This is a genomic window from Mitsuokella apri, assembly GCF_047974105.1.
Lineage (GTDB): Bacteria > Bacillota > Negativicutes > Selenomonadales > Selenomonadaceae > Mitsuokella.
Map to the genome: position 1 here is coordinate 620,491 of NZ_JBHYRS010000001.1, position 16,717 is coordinate 637,207.

The 16,717-nt window shown below is 54.1% G+C and carries 14 protein-coding genes; 2 read left to right on the plus strand and 12 right to left on the minus strand.

Going from position 1 to position 16,717, the window contains the following annotated elements:
* Position 1: 1 nt before the first annotated feature.
* From narH to ACE419_RS02930, 3 genes are all read right to left on the minus strand, one after another.
* The gene (narH, locus tag ACE419_RS02920) at positions 2-1,426 is read right to left on the minus strand and encodes a nitrate reductase subunit beta (RefSeq protein WP_435720932.1); all 1,425 of its coding nucleotides are present in this window, start codon (positions 1,424-1,426) and stop codon (positions 2-4) included.
* Positions 1,416-5,099: a nitrate reductase subunit alpha gene (locus tag ACE419_RS02925; RefSeq protein WP_435720933.1), complete on the minus strand. Its 3,684-nt coding sequence runs from the start codon at positions 5,097-5,099 to the stop codon at positions 1,416-1,418. Before ACE419_RS02925 ends, narH begins: the two co-directional genes overlap by 11 nt.
* Positions 5,100-5,239: 140 nt before the next feature.
* Complete coding sequence (locus ACE419_RS02930; protein WP_435720934.1) at positions 5,240-5,947, minus strand: Crp/Fnr family transcriptional regulator; 708 nt, start codon at positions 5,945-5,947, stop codon at positions 5,240-5,242.
* A 301-nt stretch (positions 5,948-6,248) separates the two neighbouring features.
* Here ACE419_RS02930 and ACE419_RS02935 point away from each other — a divergent pair, with 301 nt between their 5' ends.
* The gene (locus ACE419_RS02935; protein ID WP_432646255.1) at positions 6,249-7,577 is read left to right on the plus strand and encodes an MFS transporter; all 1,329 of its coding nucleotides are present in this window, start codon (positions 6,249-6,251) and stop codon (positions 7,575-7,577) included.
* Between the two features lie 96 nt (positions 7,578-7,673).
* Complete coding sequence (moaC, locus tag ACE419_RS02940) at positions 7,674-8,177, plus strand: cyclic pyranopterin monophosphate synthase MoaC (protein WP_432646256.1); 504 nt, start codon at positions 7,674-7,676, stop codon at positions 8,175-8,177.
* Positions 8,178-8,358: 181 nt separating this feature from the next.
* Here moaC and ACE419_RS02945 read toward each other — a convergent pair whose 3' ends face one another.
* The 9 genes from ACE419_RS02945 to ACE419_RS02985 all read right to left on the minus strand — a co-directional run bounded on the left by ACE419_RS02945 (position 8,359) and on the right by ACE419_RS02985 (position 16,553).
* The gene (locus ACE419_RS02945; protein ID WP_435720935.1) at positions 8,359-9,216 is read right to left on the minus strand and encodes an AraC family transcriptional regulator; all 858 of its coding nucleotides are present in this window, start codon (positions 9,214-9,216) and stop codon (positions 8,359-8,361) included.
* Positions 9,217-9,466: 250 nt separating this feature from the next.
* The gene (locus tag ACE419_RS02950) at positions 9,467-10,759 is read right to left on the minus strand and encodes an ammonia-forming cytochrome c nitrite reductase subunit c552 (RefSeq protein WP_295631217.1); all 1,293 of its coding nucleotides are present in this window, start codon (positions 10,757-10,759) and stop codon (positions 9,467-9,469) included.
* Positions 10,752-11,240 carry a cytochrome c3 family protein gene (locus ACE419_RS02955; RefSeq protein WP_432646259.1) on the minus strand — a complete coding sequence of 163 codons (489 nt, stop codon included), beginning with the start codon at positions 11,238-11,240 and terminating at the stop codon, positions 10,752-10,754. Before ACE419_RS02955 ends, ACE419_RS02950 begins: the two co-directional genes overlap by 8 nt.
* 109 nt (positions 11,241-11,349) lie before the next feature.
* The gene (ccsA, locus tag ACE419_RS02960; RefSeq protein WP_432646260.1) at positions 11,350-13,485 is read right to left on the minus strand and encodes a cytochrome c biogenesis protein CcsA; all 2,136 of its coding nucleotides are present in this window, start codon (positions 13,483-13,485) and stop codon (positions 11,350-11,352) included.
* 32 nt (positions 13,486-13,517) lie between these two features.
* Positions 13,518-13,886 (minus strand): cytochrome c maturation protein CcmE domain-containing protein, encoded by a 369-nt coding sequence (locus ACE419_RS02965; protein ID WP_432646261.1) that lies wholly within the window; start codon positions 13,884-13,886, stop codon positions 13,518-13,520.
* The gene (locus ACE419_RS02970; protein WP_435720936.1) at positions 13,876-14,529 is read right to left on the minus strand and encodes a cytochrome c biogenesis protein; all 654 of its coding nucleotides are present in this window, start codon (positions 14,527-14,529) and stop codon (positions 13,876-13,878) included. The genes ACE419_RS02965 and ACE419_RS02970 overlap by 11 nt, the downstream gene beginning before the upstream one ends.
* Positions 14,530-14,592: 63 nt before the next feature.
* Entirely contained in the window at positions 14,593-15,264 is a 672-nt protein-coding gene (locus tag ACE419_RS02975; protein WP_432646263.1) for a heme exporter protein CcmB, read from the minus strand.
* Positions 15,236-15,868, minus strand: a complete 633-nt coding sequence (locus ACE419_RS02980; RefSeq protein ID WP_432646264.1) for an ABC transporter ATP-binding protein — start codon at positions 15,866-15,868, stop codon at positions 15,236-15,238. Before ACE419_RS02980 ends, ACE419_RS02975 begins: the two co-directional genes overlap by 29 nt.
* A gap of 4 nt (positions 15,869-15,872) precedes the next feature.
* Positions 15,873-16,553: a Crp/Fnr family transcriptional regulator gene (locus ACE419_RS02985; RefSeq protein ID WP_435720937.1), complete on the minus strand. Its 681-nt coding sequence runs from the start codon at positions 16,551-16,553 to the stop codon at positions 15,873-15,875.
* Positions 16,554-16,717 lie beyond the last annotated feature (164 nt).

Below are 16,717 nucleotides of genomic sequence, written 5' to 3' on the forward strand. Positions count from 1 at the left end.
ATCAGCACCCCCCGCCCGGGCAGGTGTAGCAGCCGCCGCCCTGATCTTTGCGCATTTCGCCATGGCTCTTGCCCTGAATGCCTGCAGGGATGTTGAAGCGGTCCTTGTACTTGGCAATACCGAGCAGGCGGAACATCTTTTCGTAGACCTCCGGGGTGAACTCGAGATGTGACGGCAGATCGTCATCCGTCGTCTTGGCACGCATGACATAACGCATATCGAGCAGGCGCTGCAGCGTGCGCGTCATGACAGCCGTATTGCCGGCTGCGAAAATCTCGGCGAGATAGGCAATCGGAATGCGCATCTCATCGGCCTCCGGCAGGTAGCAGTCTGCCTCGACGCGCCGCGTAATCGGCGAAAGGGGCGGTACGTACCAGACCATCGGCAGCGTGCGGAATTCCGGATGCAGAGGCAGGCCAAGCTGCCATTCTTTGACAATCTTATAAACCGGCGAATTCTGCGCAGCCTGCAGCCACTGCTCCGAAATGCCCTCTTTGCGGGCCGAGGCAATGACATCGGGGTCATTCGGGTCCGCGATGACATCGAGCACCTGATGATAAATCTCGCCCTTGTCGCGCGTCGAAGCCGCAGCCACGACCTTATCCATATCGTAGAGCAGCACGCCCATGTAGCGCATACGGCCGACACAGGTATCCGAGCAAATCGTCGGCAGGCCGTTCTCAAGGCGCGGGAAGCAGAAAATGCATTTCTCGGCCTTATTCGTCTTCCAATTGAAATAAACCTTCTTGTACGGGCAGGCCGGTACACAGTGACGCCAGCCGCGGCAGCCGTCCTGCGAGACGAGCACGACACCGTCTTCTTCGCGCTTGTAGATGGCGCCGGATGGGCAGGCAGCGACGCAGGCCGGATTCAGGCAGTGGTTGCAGAGACGCGGCAGATATTTCATGAAGAGGTCGTGGAACTCCAGCATGACATCGCCGGCCATATTCTTGAGGTTGACGTCCTTGCGGGCCGATTCGCCATTGGCAAGGTCGTCTTCCCAGTTCGGGCCCCATTTGATTTCCATGCGCTTGTTCGTAATCAGCGAACGCGGGCGCGCAATCGGCTGATGGTTGCGGCGCTTCGAATGAATCAGCGTCTCGTAATCATACGTCCAGGGCTCATAGTAATCGTCCATCTCCGGCTGATCCGGATGATAGAAGAGCTTCAGGAGACGTTCCGGCTTCGAGCCCGTGCGCAGCGAAAGCTTGCCGTCCTTGCCGAGTTTCCAGCCGCCCTTCCATTTTTCCTGGTCTTCCCAGTTTTTCGGATAGCCGATGCCCGGCTTCGTCTCTACATTATTGAAATACATGTATTCCGCGCCTTCGCGGTTGGTCCAGACATTCTTGCAAGTGATGGAGCACGTATGGCAGCCAAGACACTTATCAAGATTTAAGACCATGGAAACTTGTGCTTTAATCTTCAAGCCAGTCAACCTCCCCCTGCATCTTGCGCACGACAACGTACATATCGCGCTGGTTGCCCGTTGGTCCGTAATAATTGAAGCCATAGCTGAGCTGGCCATAGCCGCCGATCATATGTGTCGGTTTCATGTGGATGCGCGTCGGCGTATTGTGCGTGCCGCTGCGCGTGCCCGTGATCTTCGAGGCCGGCACATTGATGTGGCGGTCCTGGGCATGGTGCATGAAGACCGTGCCCTGCGGGATGCGCGGCGAAACAGCGACACGCGACGTGACAACGCCGTTATGGTTGTAAAGTTCAATCCAGTCATTGTCGCGCACGCCGATTTCCTGTGCATCCTTCTCGCTCATCCAGACCGTCTGGCCGCCGCGGAACAGCGTCAAAAGCTGCTGGCTGTCAAAGTACATGGAATGCGTCGACCATTTGTTATGCGGCGTCAAATACTTCAGCGTGATTTCCTTCGCGCCGCCCAAAAGATTCTTAATCGGACGGTAGTCGAGGATCGGCTTAAACGTCGCCATGGTCTCGCCGTATTCGCGAATCATCTGATGGTCGAGATAGAAGGACTGACGGCCCGTGACCGTGCGGAACGGTACGAGTTCTTCGATATTCGTCGTAAACGGCGTATAGCGGCGGCCCTGATTGCTGCCCGTGAACGTCGGCGACGTGATTGTCTCCTTCGGCTGTGCGGCAATCTCGTCGAACGTAAAACGCTCGCTCTCGCGGTCCTTGGCAAGATGCTCGAGATTGGTAAGGCCTGTTTTTTCATCAAGACTCTTGAAAGCCTTGACTGCGACCTTGCCGTTCGTTGTCGTCGAAAGACCCATAACGGCCTCAACGGCCTGACGTGCGTCGTAAATCGACGGCATGCCGTAGGAAATGTAGTCCTTGTTCTCGATGACACCGTTGCGGCGGCGAATTTCCTCGTATTCAGCCGAAGAATCCCAGGTCATCGCAAGCGAGCCCATCTTCTTCGAGACATTCGGTCCGAGGGCAATCCACTTCTCATACGTCTTCGTGTAGTCGCGCGTTACGGGTACGAGGCCCGGCATCGTCTTGCCCGGAATTGGCTCACATTCGCCCTTGCTCCAGTCGCGAATGATGCCCTCAGGCTGTGCCGTCTCGCCCTCGCTGTCGTGGCCGATTGGCACGGCGACGATATCTTCATACGGCTTGAGATTGGCCTCTTTTGCTACTTTTGAGACAGCTCCCGCGAGCGTGCGGAACACATCCCAGTCGCTCTTGGCTTCCCAGAGCGGATTGACTGCCGCTTGGAACGGATGCACAAACGGATGCATATCCGTCGAGGAGATATCATCTTTCTCGTACCATGTAGCCGTTGGCAGCACAACGTCGGAGTAAAGAGCCGTGCCTGCCATGCGGAAGTCGATGTCGATGAGCAGGTCAAGCTTGCCCTCGGCAGCGCCGCCCGGCTTTTTGAGTTCTTCCTGTTCACGCCATTTGATTTCCGTCGGACGCGTCGGGCCTTCCTCTTCGGCAAACACCGTATGCTCTGTACCGAGCAGATATTTATTGAAGAAATCGTTGCCCTTCGCGGAAGAGCCTAAGAGATTGGCCGTCCAAACAAAGAGATTGCGCGGGAAATTCTCCGGTGCATCCGGGTCCTCCGCCGCAAAGTGCAGGCTCTTGTCCTTGAGGGACTGTACGACGTACTTCTTAACGTCCATCCCCTGTTTCTTTGCCTCATCCGTCAGCTGCTGGCCGCCCTTATGGAAGGTCGGGTACGATGGCAGCCAGCCGAGGCGGGCAGCCATGACGTTGTAGTCAGCCGCATGGCGGTAGCGCGGTTTTTCCATCGGCGAAACGAGATCCTGCATATCGATCTCGTCGCTGCGCCACTGGTCCGTCGCAAAATAATAGAAGGAAGTCGAATTCTGCAGACGCGGCGAAGCCTGCCAGTCCGTAGCCGTCATGACGCGGGCCCAGCCCTCTGCCGGACGCAGTTTTTCCTGGCCGACATAATGAGCCCAGCCGCCGCCGTTGCGGCCCTCAGAACCCGTAAAGAGCAGCAGGTTCAAAATGGTGCGGTAGACGATATCGGCATGGAACCAGTGGTTAATGCCGCCGCCCATGATGACCATCGTTTTGCCCTTTGTCTTGATAGCATTGTCGGCAAATTCACGGGCCGTATGGATGCAGGTCTCAGCCGGCACACCCGTGTATTTTTCCTGCCATTTCGGCGTATACGGCACATCGTCTTCATAAGAGGATGCGCATTCGCCGCCGAGGCCGCGGTCAATGGCGTAATTGGCAAGCGTCAGATCGTAAACCGTCGTGACGAGGACTTCGCCATCCTTCGTCTTGATGCGTTTTGCCGGCACACTGCGGTGGATGATGCGCTCCTCGCGCTCATTGCCGAAATACGGGAACTCGACTTCGACGATTTCATCGAATTTGCCGAATACCGAAAGCTGCGGCACGATTTTCTCGCCCGTATCGCGGTCTTCCTCGCGCAGATTCCATTTCTTGTTGTTGTCCCAGCGGTCGCCCATCGTGCCGTTCGGAACGACGAGTTTGCCCGTGAGCTCATCGATGACATAGTGCTTGAATTCCGCGTGTTTGTCATCGCGGCCCATGTCTTTGCCGTTAAGGAAACGGCCCGACTCATAGCTGCCGTCCTTGCGCGCGTCAAGGCGTACGAGGAACGGGAAATCCGTGTAATGGCGCGTGTATTCCGTGAAGAACTCGGCAGGCTCGCCCCAATAATACTCGTTGAGGATGACATGGCCCATAGCCATGGCAAACGCTGCATCGCTGCCGACTTTCAAAGAAATCCACGTATCCGCCACGGTCGTCGATTCGGCATAGTCCGGTGCAATCGAGACGACCTTCGTGCCCTTATAGCGTGCTTCCGTAAGGAAATGGGCGTCCGGCGTACGCGTCAGCGGCACGTTCGAACCCCACGTGATGATGTAGCCGGCATTGAACCAGTCCGAGGATTCCGGCACATCCGTCTGGTCGCCCCAAATCTGCGGGCTTGCCGGCGGCAGGTCGGCATACCAGTCGTAGAAAGACAGAGCTGCGCCGCCCATGAGCTGCATGAAGCGCGCACCGGCCGCATACGACATCATCGACTTGGCCGGAATGACGGCAAACGCAAAGTTGCGGTCCGGGCCGTATTTCGTAGCCGTGTGCAGCAGCGAAGAAGCGACGAGTTCCGATACTTCATCCCAGCTCGAGCGCACAAAGCCGCCCTTGCCGCGTGCTTCCTTATACTGCTTCGTCTTGGCGGGGTCATTGGCGATGCTCTGCCAGGCTTCAAGAGCCGTCTTGTGCTCCTTGCGGGCCTTGCGCCAGAGATTTGCCAGCTCGCCGCGCAGATACGGATACTTGATGCGGTGCGGGCTGTAGAGATACCACGAGAACGTCGAACCGCGGGGGCAGCCGCGCGGCTCAAAGTCCGGCATGTCAGGACCCGTCTCCGGGTAATTGTGTTCCTGATTTTCCCAAGCTACGAGACCGTTCTTGACATAAATATTCCAGCAGCACGAACCCGTGCAGTTGACGCCATGCGTCGAATGCACGCATTTGTCAAAAGACCAGCGGTTGCGGTAGGTATCTTCCCATTCGCGGCCGCCTTCAAAAAATTCCTGATGTCCCGTCGCCGATTTTTCCACCGGGATGAGATGCTTCCATTTTTTAAAGATATTGCTCACGTCATCACCCTCCTGTTGTATCTCATTTTATCTTATTCTTTCTCCCACTCATGTGATAAACATCACTGTATCTACTTTTCAGCAAAAAAATATCTGCTGAGGTGATTTTCAGCAGATATTTCTTCGTGTTTCAGTTTATTTTACTCGATGTTGCAGATTTCCCTGCCGCAATTCTCACACTGAATGGCCTGTTTGAGATAATCGATGTCCTTGATGAAGATCAGATGACCGCGGTATTCAATGATATCGGCTCGCCGCAGCTCGCTGAGCATGCGGTTGAGGCTTTCGCGGGCCGTGGCGGAGTAATTGGCAAGTTCCTGATTCGTCAGCGGCACGGAAATGAGGATGCCGCCGTCCGTCTCCTTGCCATAGCTGTTTGCCAGGCGGATGAGCGTGGAGTAGAGAGCTCCTTTCTTGCCGTAGAGCAGCAGGTCACGGAATTTCGAATGCTGCTTGCGCATATGCGCCCCCATGACCTTCAGAAGATTGATCGCCAAAGCCGGTTTCTTCTCGAGATAGCTCTGCAGCACAGGGAATTCAATGGCATAGACCTCGGCGGCACTCTGCGCCACGGCATTGAAGATGTACACCGGCTTTTTCTCGTAAAGCGGCAGTTCGCCAATGAGACTGCCGCGCGACGCAAGGCGCAGCGACAGCACGCGGCCCGACATCGCGTATTTCGTGATGAAAATCTGTCCTGACCGCACAATATAGAAATAACACGCCGTATCGCCCTCATGAAAGAGGTACTCGCCATCGTGCAGCATGATGACCTTGCCCGGAATCTCATAAAAATGGCGCACCAATGACTCCATCTTTTCCTGATTTTTTGTCTTGCTTTCTTCCATACCAACGACAGCCCCTTTTCTTCAAATGATATAAATCAACGCTACAATCTGCACTTTCTGATGCTGTAATCCATCTGTTGTATATCTTTCATACAACACTAGTTATATATATTCTTGTTAAAATACAACGTTCCTGCTTAGCATACGGTAAAGTTTTAATCCATGCCGTGATATTTGTTACAAACGGCGTGATTTTTTTTACAGATTATTTGAGGTATCTCCTCTATAATGTGACAAAGAGCTTATCGTTTTTTATTGCTTATTTGTGATGTTTATGATTCGATACTAAAGGAGAGTTAACATGGCAGAAACATCCGTACTCAAGAAACTGGGTCCCAATCCCACGCGCAAAGAAATTCTGGCGAACTGGCAGCCGGAGGACACGGCCTTCTGGGAAAAGTTTGGCAAGAAGATTGCCAAGGAAAACCTCTATACCTCGACCTGGGCACTCGTCCTTTCCTTCGTAGTCTGGACGCTCTGGGCCACGATTGCCGCGAAGCTCAACGCCGTCGGCTTCAATTTCTCGGCTGACCAGCTCTTCACGCTTGCAGCCCTGCCGGGCCTTGTCGGTGCAACGGGCCGCCTTTTCTACACGTATCTGCCGGGCCTCATCGGCGGCCGCAACTCGGCTTTCATCACGACGGCCCTGCTGCTCTTCCCGCTCTTCGGTCTCGGCCGTGCCCTGCAGGACCCGACGACGTCCTATGATACGTTCGTCATCCTCGTCTCGTTCATCGGCATCGCCGGCGCCAACTTCTCCGCTTCGATGGCCAACATCGGCTTTTTCTTCCCGATGCGTGAAAAAGGCCTGGCCCTCGGCATCAATGCCGGCGTCGGCAACCTCGGTGTTTCGCTGATTTACCTCACGGCTCCGCTGCTGCTCGGCTGGAACCTTTCCGGTCTCTTCGGCCCCGGCGTCAACGGCCTTTACGTGCAGAACGTCTGCTACTTCTGGATCATCCCAACGGCTTTGACGCTCGTACTCATCTGGAAATTCATGGATAACCTGCCGATGCCAAAGCCGAACCCGAAAGCCATGTTCTCGATTTTCGGCAATAAGCACACGTGGCTCATGTGCTGGATTTACACCTGCGGCTTCGGTTCCTTCATCGGCTTCTCGGCAGCCCTTGGCCTGCTCGTTTCCAAAGAATTCCCGGAAGTCTCGTTCTCGATGGCTGCCTTCCTCGGACCGTTCATCGGCGCCGGCATCCGTCCGGTCGGCGGCTGGCTCTCCGATAAAATCAACTGCGGCTCCCGCGTCACGCTTATTTCCCTCGTTATCATGGTCATCGCGGCTGTCGTCAGCCTGCTCGGCCTGCAGGCCCACAATTTCGTCATGTTCTTTGCTTCGTTCCTGCTGCTGTTCCTGACGACGGGCTTTGTCAACGGCGCCTCGTTCCGCATGATTCCGTACATCTTCAAGGATGGCGGCAAGTCTTCGCTCGTCACGGGCTTCACGGCTGCCATTGCCGCTTACGGCGCTTTCCTGATTCCGAAACTCTTCGGCTGGTCGTATGCTGCTTACGGCAATGTTTACATGGCGTTCTACATCCTGATTGCCTTCATGGTCAGCACGATTGTCATCACGTGGTACTTCTACGACCGCAAAGGCTCGGGCATCAAGTGCTGATTGCCACATATTTATCCCCTAAAATATGATAAAATAAAGTCAGGCCGCTTGGCCTGACTTTTTCATAATGATGATACAAACGAAAAGGATGATTTTATGACATATACAAACGGACTCACGCATTTTGACCAGCACGGACAGGCCATCATGGTCGATGTCAGCGAAAAGAAAGAGACAAGCCGCACGGCTGTCGCTTCTGGGCGCATCCGCGTCAATGAAGCCGTTTATAAGGCCATCGAAGAAGGCACGGCCAAGAAGGGCGATGTACTCGGCACGGCACGCATCGCCGGCATCATGGCCGCTAAAAATACAAGCTCGGTCATTCCGCTCTGCCACCCCCTGCCGATTGCAAAATGCAGCGTCGATTTCACCATGCTGCCGGAAGAATCCGCCGTTGAAGCACGTGCGACGGTCAAAGTCACGGGGCAGACAGGTGTTGAGATGGAAGCGCTCCATGCCGTCAGCGTAGCTTTGCTGACCGTTTACGACATGTGCAAAGCCCTTGACAAAGGCATGGAAATCGAGTACATCCATCTCGAAAAGAAATCCGGCGGCAAAAGCGGCACCTACATTCGCCCGGAAGAAGCAGCGAAAAAATAAAAGAACAACCCAACAAATGGAGTGATTCTTCCAACAAGATTGGATTGCCCTTTCGTTCAAAACGCTATATGATTAAAGACAGATGGATTGATTGAGTTGACACGTCAACTCCCCCCTCATCCATCTCCCCTTATATTTTTCCCTCATTCGAGTCGGCATGCGATGTGCAGGCTCTCTTTTTTTACCCATTTTTCGGCTGCTGACGTTTCTGGCGCTGGCTCTCAAGGAAATGCTTGCGGTAATCGGCAGGGCCCATGCCATATGCCTTGCGAAAAATGCGGTTCAGCGAGTCGCTTTTTTCGTAGCCGCACGAAGCCGCGATGCTTGCAATCGAAAGTTTTGTGCTCTCAAGCAGGTATTTGGCCCGCGTCATGCGGCAGGTCTGGATATAATTCTGCAGCGTCATGCCCGTCTTGCTGCGGAACAGGCTGCTTAAATAACTGCGGTTTAGGTTCATCGTTGCGGCGATATCAGCCGTATTCATATGCTCATGCAGATGATGACGCACATATTCCATGACGTGGACAACATACGAATTGCCGCTTACAGGCAGCTGATGGGCCTGCCCTTCCTCACTCAATATGGCAATAAAGCGGTAAAGGCTGCTCAAACGGTAATAATGATCCGACGAGGTCTGCTGGCGGTGATTCAGCATTTCGTGAACACAGTCCACGAGCAGCTCCGGCCGGCTGCATTCAAAAATCGGATTCTTCTGCGAAAGCCCGAGTTCGCTGAGAAGATACTCCATCTCCTCTCCGGCTGCGCCGACCCAGATATAGCTCCAGGGCTCCTCTTCATCACTGCAGTAAGTTGTCTCATAGTCCGGTGCAATCAAAAAGCCCTGCCCTGCATGCAGCTCGTACGTCATGCCATTGACCTGAAATGTTCCCCTGCCTTTGAGGATGTAATGCAAAAGATAATACGACCGCACGCCGGGTCCATAAGTTTGTCCAGGCTCCGTTTCCAATTCGCCAATAGTCGTCAGATAAAGCCGGCTGGCCTCTTCATCCGGCACATCCATAAATTTGACTTTTTCCATACACTTCATCTCTAAAAACATAATTCATAACGATTCTATATATAGATTTAATTCTACCATAACAGAAAACCTCCTGCAAAACGCCATAGTATATATACACCGCAACAGAACATAAATATGCAAAGAAAACCCTCAACAGGAACTACCTTTGTTGAGAGCTTTGCATATCTATGAACTAAAAAGTCAGCTCACATAAATGAGCTGACTTTTTATGGTATCTATGGGTTGACTTAATTGGGAAAACCAGATTTTAGAGACTGCCTTTCATGACGGCGTTCGTCTTCTCGATGCACTGATGTGCTTTGTCAATCGAGAGTCCGAGCGTGCGCATGATCTTATCTGGGTTATGGAAGCCCATGCTGTTCTCGGCAGCGACCCAATCCCAGTACCACTGGGCTTCGCGGACGAGCTGGCGGGATTCTGTGAGCTGTTCATCCGTAGCGCCGGCATCCATAGCAGCCTTGATGGTCTTATGGGCCTGAGCGACGGTCTGTCCGGCAATGCGCTGGAGCTTGAACGTGTTGTCGCCAATCGTCTGAACGCGGGCCTTGAGGGTCTCAGCGCTCTCGTCATGGCATTTGAGGCAGGACTCTTCCGGAGTCTTGAGCGGGTTCGTCATCCAGTGCGACGTGTATTTCTGGCCGTTCTCTCTCATGTACGGCATATGGCAGTCAACGCAGGTGACACCGGCATCGGCATGGACACTCGTTGCCCACGCCTCAAAGTCCGGATGCTGTGCTTTGAGCATCGGTGCCTTGGAGTCGGCATGAATCCAGTCCTGCGTGAAGCCGCCGGCCTGACCGGACTGATAGAACTGATACTCGGATTCGGCATCGAGGCCATTGTCGAACGGATGGTTGACGCGGCCGTCTTCCTTCGTGAAGTAGTACTCATTGTGGCACTGTGCGCAGACATAAGCGCGCTTGTCATTGTGCGAAGCGTTGTTCACATCAATGCCGCGGCGGGCCATCGAGTCGATGAAGCCCTGCTGATAGACGCGCAGTTCCATGGTCTCAGGGTCATGGCAGGTCGAGCAGCCGAACCACTGGTCATCTTCAATCGGAGCCATGACTTCTTCGACAGGCTTCGAAGCGTAATCCCAGCCGCTCTGTTTGTAGTAGACATCATACATGTACGAGCTCTTGCAGGTGATGCAGTTGCCCTTCTGGCCCGGCAGGCGTTTCGTGTTCTTGAAATCCTCGCCGGCATACGTATGGCCGCGGTCATCATCGTACTGCAGGGCGAATTTGTAGCCCTTGAAGTTCTCAAGCATCTCCGGCTGCTCGGTCAGGTGAGAATTGCCTTCCTGTGCACCGCCGTATCCGGTCGGCGACGGCGAGGTATCATTGTTCTTCATGAACGAATTGTACTCAAGCGGATAGGCATCCTTGTACGCTTCCTTGCCGAGCTGTTTTTCCTGGGGAATCTTAGCGAGCTTGACACTGTTGTCGTTCGGCGCCGCGACGATGCGGACGACGACAAAGCCAAAGAATACAACGCAGACAGCTATGATTCCCGTCAATATCTTCTGTAGCTTACTCAACTTTTATCCCCCCTTCGAGATGATTCGAACCATGTGCGATACTGCTGTGGCACTTGAGACAGTCACCGCCCGTGTCGAGATTTACCCCGACATCGGCATGGACATTGCCCATCGTCGTCGAATGGCAGCGCAGGCAGTTGTCATTGACGGTCTGTCTGCCCTGAGCCGAAATCTTGATGTGGGCAGGATAGTCACGCAGCACTTCATGATACGTATCGATCATGCCCGTGCGCCCCTTCTCAAACATGTAATGTACGGCGTTGTCGTGCGGCAGGTGGCAGTCCGTGCATTCCAGTGAACGGTGCGAAGACATCGCAAAGGTCGCCTGCTCGCTCTTCATCGCGTGGCATGCACCGCAGAAAGCCGGCGAGCCCGAAAATGCCATGGCAGCTGAGCCTATGCCGCAGACGGCGACGCCAATGACGAAACCGCCGGCCAGGCAGGCCAAGGTATGTTTCTGAAATAATTCCTTGAACTCCACTCTGGTCCCCCTCCTCTCTCTTACTACGCCTTATTTGCTATTATTATATCATCATTAAAACAAAGAAGGCGTTGCCTCAGCAACGCCTTTGTAAATATTATTTATCGTTTCATAAATTTCTGTGAATATTGGCAGATGGTATCGCCGCAAAGCAGCCAAGCGCTGCCGCTACAGCGCCAATCCAGAGCAGATAGATGAACGGCTTCGTGCTGACCGCTGCCGTCACGGCAGTCTGGGATTCTTCCTCAACAGACGGCAGGATCTCGAGACGTGCCTGCGAGTCGTTGCCCGATATGCCCGTCAGGCGGATGCGCTTTTTCCCGTCAAAAATCGGAATCGGCTCAGAAGTGCCGCCATCCGCCGTGGCCAGAATAGTCGGCTGGACATGCTCGACTTTTTCGCCATCCGTGACGGCAATCGACGCCGTCACCAAAAGTTTGCCATCGGGCTGATTCTCCATCGTGACATCGTCATAGCGATAAGCGAAGATATCGCCCATTTCCATGCGCCCTTTCTTGAGAATGAGCTCCATGCGCCCCGTATTTTTAGGCGGCGTCGGCGCGATGTAAATATCGCCCGTGATGGTATGGGCAATGGCCGGCTCGCGCGCGGCGTCCTCGCCGTTTTTATGAAGTTTCGTCAGGGCCTGCACTTCGCTGCCATCGACGAGGTAGCGGTAATACTTGGCCGTGCCGTCATCCGCAAAGGACTGTCCTTCATACTGCACGGTGTAGCCGGCGATGTTTACAGAATCACCAGGCTTGAATTCCTGCGAAAGCGACTGACTGGCGCCGCCCGAGAGCACCATGGCAAAAAGAGCCAGTCCGACGCCTGCATGCGCGATCAGAGCGCCGCCGCGCAGCATCCCTCTCTTCCAGCTGGCAAACGAGGCCCCGAACAGGAACGCCGCAAAGGCAGAGAGGAGCAGCAGGCCGATGCTGCGCACGCCGGCGAGAAACGCCGCAGCCAGGCCGAGTACCAGCAAAATGAGGGCCGGAATCGATTTGGCGCAGGTTTCCTGCCCTCCGTAGCGCCAAAGCCCCGCCACGCCCATAACAAGGCACATGACAATTGCGAGCGGCAGCGTCGTGCGCACGTAAAAATTCGTATCGACCGCTGCCGGACTGCCGACAAGCTGCGTTAAGAGCGGCATCGACATGCCGATAAAGATGATTGCGGCGATAAACGTCAAAATGAGGGCGCCTAAGAGCAGCAGAAATTCGCGGCTCTTATAACTCGTATACATCTGTCCCTGCGGCAGGCTGCCGACTTTCAGGACGAGCAGCAAGAGACCGCCAATGAGCACGATGGCATTGACCACGGCTAAGGTCATGCCGATGCTCGCACCGCTGAAGGAATGCACGGAAAAATCTCCAAGGATGCCGCTGCGCGTCAAAAATGTACCGTAGATGACCAGCGAGAACGTGAAAATCACAGAGAGATGCAGGACGGAAAGCGCTGCCGGACGCTTCTTTGCGACATGCAGCACATGGACAAAGACACCGGCGAGCAGCCACGGCACAAGCGAAGAATTCTCAACAGGGTCCCAGCCCCAATAGCCGCCCCAGCCGAGCACCTTATACGCCCAGTAGCCGCCGACAAAGACACCGGCACCGAGAAAGCCCCAGGCAAGAAGCGCCCATCTGCGGGCCGACTCGAGCCAGACATGCAGGCCGGACTTTTCTAAAAGCGATCCCATGCAGTAAGCAAAAGGCACAGCCAAAAGCGCATAGCCGATAAAGATGATCGGCGGATGTACGGCCATCCACGGGTCCTGCAGCAGAGGATTGAGTCCCACGCCATCCTGCGCCAGTGTTGCCGCGTGTACAAAGGGGCTCTTGGCCAAAACGAGGATGGCCAAAAGAGACTCCAAAATGGCATAAACCATGAGTCCTGCTTTCTGCATCCGGCCCCGGAAACAGAGATAAAGGGAAGCCATGGCATGAATCAGCAGCCACAAGAGCAGGGAACCCTGCTGCCCGGCCCAGAACGCCGAAATCTTATACATCAGCGGCAGTTCCTTGGAAGAGTAGCTCGCGACATAGGAAAACTCAAAGTGATCGCCGAGAATCAGCACCCAGAGAAAGATGGAGGCAATGGCCGCAGCCAGAAAAGACAGGGAAAAACAGATGCGGCCATAACGTACCGCTGTCTTATCTTCCGTGTCCTTCATGGCATAGCCATAGGCCAGCGCCGCCAATAGGGAAAAGAATAACGATGTTGCCAGTGAAATTGTTCCAATCATAGTCTTGACCTCATATACATCCCATATTGTTCCTATTTCTGCTGTTCATACTTCGATGGACATTTGATGAGCAGTTTATCCGACGTGAAAATACCGTCCTGCATTTTGCCGATGGCCACAATGTGATAAGCTTCGTCAAACTGGTCCGGCTTCGTGCCGTGATAACGAACAGGCAAAGTCTCCCCCGTCTCCTCATCCTGCAGGGTAAAGACAAAATCATTGCCCTCCATATGCGGTGCCGGGGCATTTTTGTCGAGCAGCCCCTTGACCTGCACATTCGATGAAGTCGCGGCCTTAGCTTCTTTAATGCCGACGTACGGCGTGACCGAATCGGCAAAGCTCCAGCCGGCGTAGCCGACAAAGGCCAGCAGCAGTACGATGAGAAAAATTTTACGTTTCATGATGCACCTCTTTGGCTTTCACGCATTGACGCAGCGCAGCGATGTAGATAAGCGTCATATCGAGAAGGGAAACCACCAGGACTTTGAACATGATGGGATCCATATCAAGAGAACCGCTGCCATTGATGACAGGCGATGGATGCAGGGAAAAATAAAATCTGGGAATGATGAATACGAGAAAAGGCACGGTCAAAAAGGAAAACAGAGCATAAATTGCCGAAACGCGCGCCCGCCTTTTTTCTTCGGGAACAGCTGCGCGCAGCGTCAGATACGCTGCGTAGATGAGCAGCAGCACGAAAATCGTCGTCTGCCTCGGATCCCAGTTCCAATATGCCCCCCAAGTCAGTTTCGAGAAAAAGGCGCCGCTGACCGTTGCCAGTATGACAAAGATGAGTCCGAGTTTTGCCGATGCCGCACTGACGAGATCGCGGTGCGGGCTTGGCTGCCTCAAATACCCGATTGCGTAGACCGCACTGACGAAAAAGGCCAGCACCGAAATCCAGGCCACCGGAATGTGGAAAAAGGCGATGCGTACGAGTTTGCCAAGCCCCATGGCCGGCGGTACGACGAAAAATACGGCATAGACTGTTCCCGCTGTCAGCAGCAAAATAAACAGCCAGAGCCCCTTCTCATATCCCTTCATCCTCTCAACTCCCTTCCTATATATACCCTATTCATTCCATCTCGATGGATTCAGTCTTTGGATTCAGTCTTCATACCAGAGGAAATCAAACAGCAGCGATGCAGCCACCGTCAAGATGGCATCGTACAGAAGCATGCCCCAAAGATATGAAAGACTTGTCAAACTCCCTGAAAAACATCCTGACGTCAGCACGATGGCCGGCAGAAGAACCGGCAGCATAATGGGCAGCATCAGGATGGATAAAAGGCCATTCTGCACCTTAGCTCCGGTCATCAGGGCCGAGAGCAGCGTACCGGCTATGGCCATACCGTAAGTACCGGCCAGCAGTGTCAGGATGAGAAGAAACGGCGAATAGACATCGCAGTCCATGAGGATGAGGTAAGCAGGCAGAATGAGCAGTCCCAAAACGAACAGCAAAAGTGCCATGAATATGCCCTTGCCAAAGAGCACGGCCTGTGAACTGCCGTAAATCTGCAGGGCCAAAAGCGTCCCCGACTGCTCTTCATCGGCAAAGCCGCGGCCGGCACCGGCGAGCAGCGAAAAGAACAGGATGACCCAGAGCAGCGCAGCCAGAAGACGCGGCGAAAGCCTGTCGCCCTGCAGAAGCAGACTGACACAGGCCAGCGTCGTCAAAGCAAACATCATGACGACAAGCCATGATGACCTCGAACGCAGGCAGAGACGGAATTCCTTCCGAAAAACCGTTTTAATTTCCTGATAAAGCGATGCATGCATCGGCCTGTGCCTCCTCTTCCGGATCATTTGTTGCCCAGAGCACCAGTTTGCCTGCGTCAGCCGCCAGGCGCGCTTCCCTGCGCACCATTGTCCTTCCCTCAGCGTCGAGATTGGCCCCCGGTTCATCGAGCAGCCAGATATCGGCCCCTGAGCCAAGCAGGATAGCCAGATGAAGCCTTTTTTTCATGCCGGTGGAGAAATGCTCCGCGTATTTTCCCGCAATGACGGTCCCAGACAGACCCACTCTTGCCAGCAGGCTGCGGTATTCCTCATCCGACAGCGGCTTTTTGCGCCGAAGCCCCAGAAAAAAGTCAAGATTTTCTCGGGCCGTGAGCTTGGGATAAACGTGAAAATCCGGCGTGACCAGGGCAAGGCGGCGGCGGTAGACCTCTTTGCAAAGTTCCTGTTCCCCATCCTTGGCAATGACTTTGCCGGCATCGGGCAAAAGAAGTTTGGCCGCCATTTTGAGAAGCGTCGATTTGCCGCTGCCATTTGTGCCTGTGACAGCGGTAATACAGCCGCCCTGCACCTCAGCATCCAATTGCGCGATGACTTTTTTGCCGGCAAACTGCTTTGTCACATGTGAGAAGACCAGTTTCAGCATAAGCTCACCTCGCTTCCCGAAGTTTTTCTTCATCAAGCCGCATCCAGTCGGGACCGCAGCTCAAAAGGCCCTCATCTTTCATCAGGCCGATTTCGCGCGTCAGGGCGCTGCGGTTGCACTCGAGTTCCTTGGCAAGCTGCACGCGGCCCGGCACTTTTACGCAGTCCGACTGCTGGCAGCCGCGTTTCTGCAGCAGATAAAGAATCAAGCGCTCCCGCAGGGTTTTCTGCGAGAGCAGTTCGAGCTTCTGCATCATCAGGACATTTTTGCGACAGAAGGCAATGAGCAGGTTGCGCATGACAATGCCATGAATGCGGCCGAGCTTTGGTCCTGCGACAATCAGATTCATATAGGGGACCCAGAGCACGAGGACATCCGTGACCGTATCGACGGCTGTCGGATTGCTGTATCCGGGCAGGATGGCCGTCGTGCTGCCAAAAATGGCGCCGCGCTCCAAACGGTGTCCGACGCTCTCATTGCCCAAACGGTCTTCCGCGATGACCAGCGCCGTGCCTTCTGCAATGATGCCGATTTTATCATTTTTTTCATACGTCTTGAGGATCCGTGTCTCCCTGCCATAACGCTTGACTTTAGCGTCTGTGGCCTGGATGAACTGGTCGACCTCTTCCGCCTTGAGCCCGTCAAAAAGCGGCAATTCCTGTAAATCCAGATCGTAGATTCCCATAATCTTCCTCCGAATTGTAGAAATCATTTCATTTATCTGTATTATAGCAATAAAGGAGCTGCTATGACGTTGCAGAAGCAACATTATGATGTATTTTATCATTCATGAAAATTATCCCCGGTTCTGTGAAACAGGCAACAGAAAAAGCCGCTGCGATAAACGCA

Excerpts from the sequence above, each read along its gene's own strand:
- ACE419_RS02930 (WP_435720934.1), bottom strand. The coding sequence starts at position 5,947 with ATGGAAGAAAGCAAGACAAAAAATCAGGAAAAGATGGAGTCATTGGTG.
- ACE419_RS02935 (WP_432646255.1), top strand. The coding sequence starts at position 6,249 with ATGGCAGAAACATCCGTACTCAAGAAACTGGGTCCCAATCCCACGCGC.
- moaC (WP_432646256.1), top strand. The coding sequence starts at position 7,674 with ATGACATATACAAACGGACTCACGCATTTTGACCAGCACGGACAGGCC.
- ACE419_RS02945 (WP_435720935.1), bottom strand. The coding sequence starts at position 9,216 with ATGGAAAAAGTCAAATTTATGGATGTGCCGGATGAAGAGGCCAGCCGG.
- ccsA (WP_432646260.1), bottom strand. The coding sequence starts at position 13,485 with ATGATTGGAACAATTTCACTGGCAACATCGTTATTCTTTTCCCTATTG.
- ACE419_RS02965 (WP_432646261.1), bottom strand. The coding sequence starts at position 13,886 with ATGAAACGTAAAATTTTTCTCATCGTACTGCTGCTGGCCTTTGTCGGC.
- ACE419_RS02970 (WP_435720936.1), bottom strand. The coding sequence starts at position 14,529 with ATGAAGGGATATGAGAAGGGGCTCTGGCTGTTTATTTTGCTGCTGACA.
- ACE419_RS02975 (WP_432646263.1), bottom strand. The coding sequence starts at position 15,264 with ATGCATGCATCGCTTTATCAGGAAATTAAAACGGTTTTTCGGAAGGAA.
- ACE419_RS02980 (WP_432646264.1), bottom strand. The coding sequence starts at position 15,868 with ATGCTGAAACTGGTCTTCTCACATGTGACAAAGCAGTTTGCCGGCAAA.
- ACE419_RS02985 (WP_435720937.1), bottom strand. The coding sequence starts at position 16,553 with ATGGGAATCTACGATCTGGATTTACAGGAATTGCCGCTTTTTGACGGG.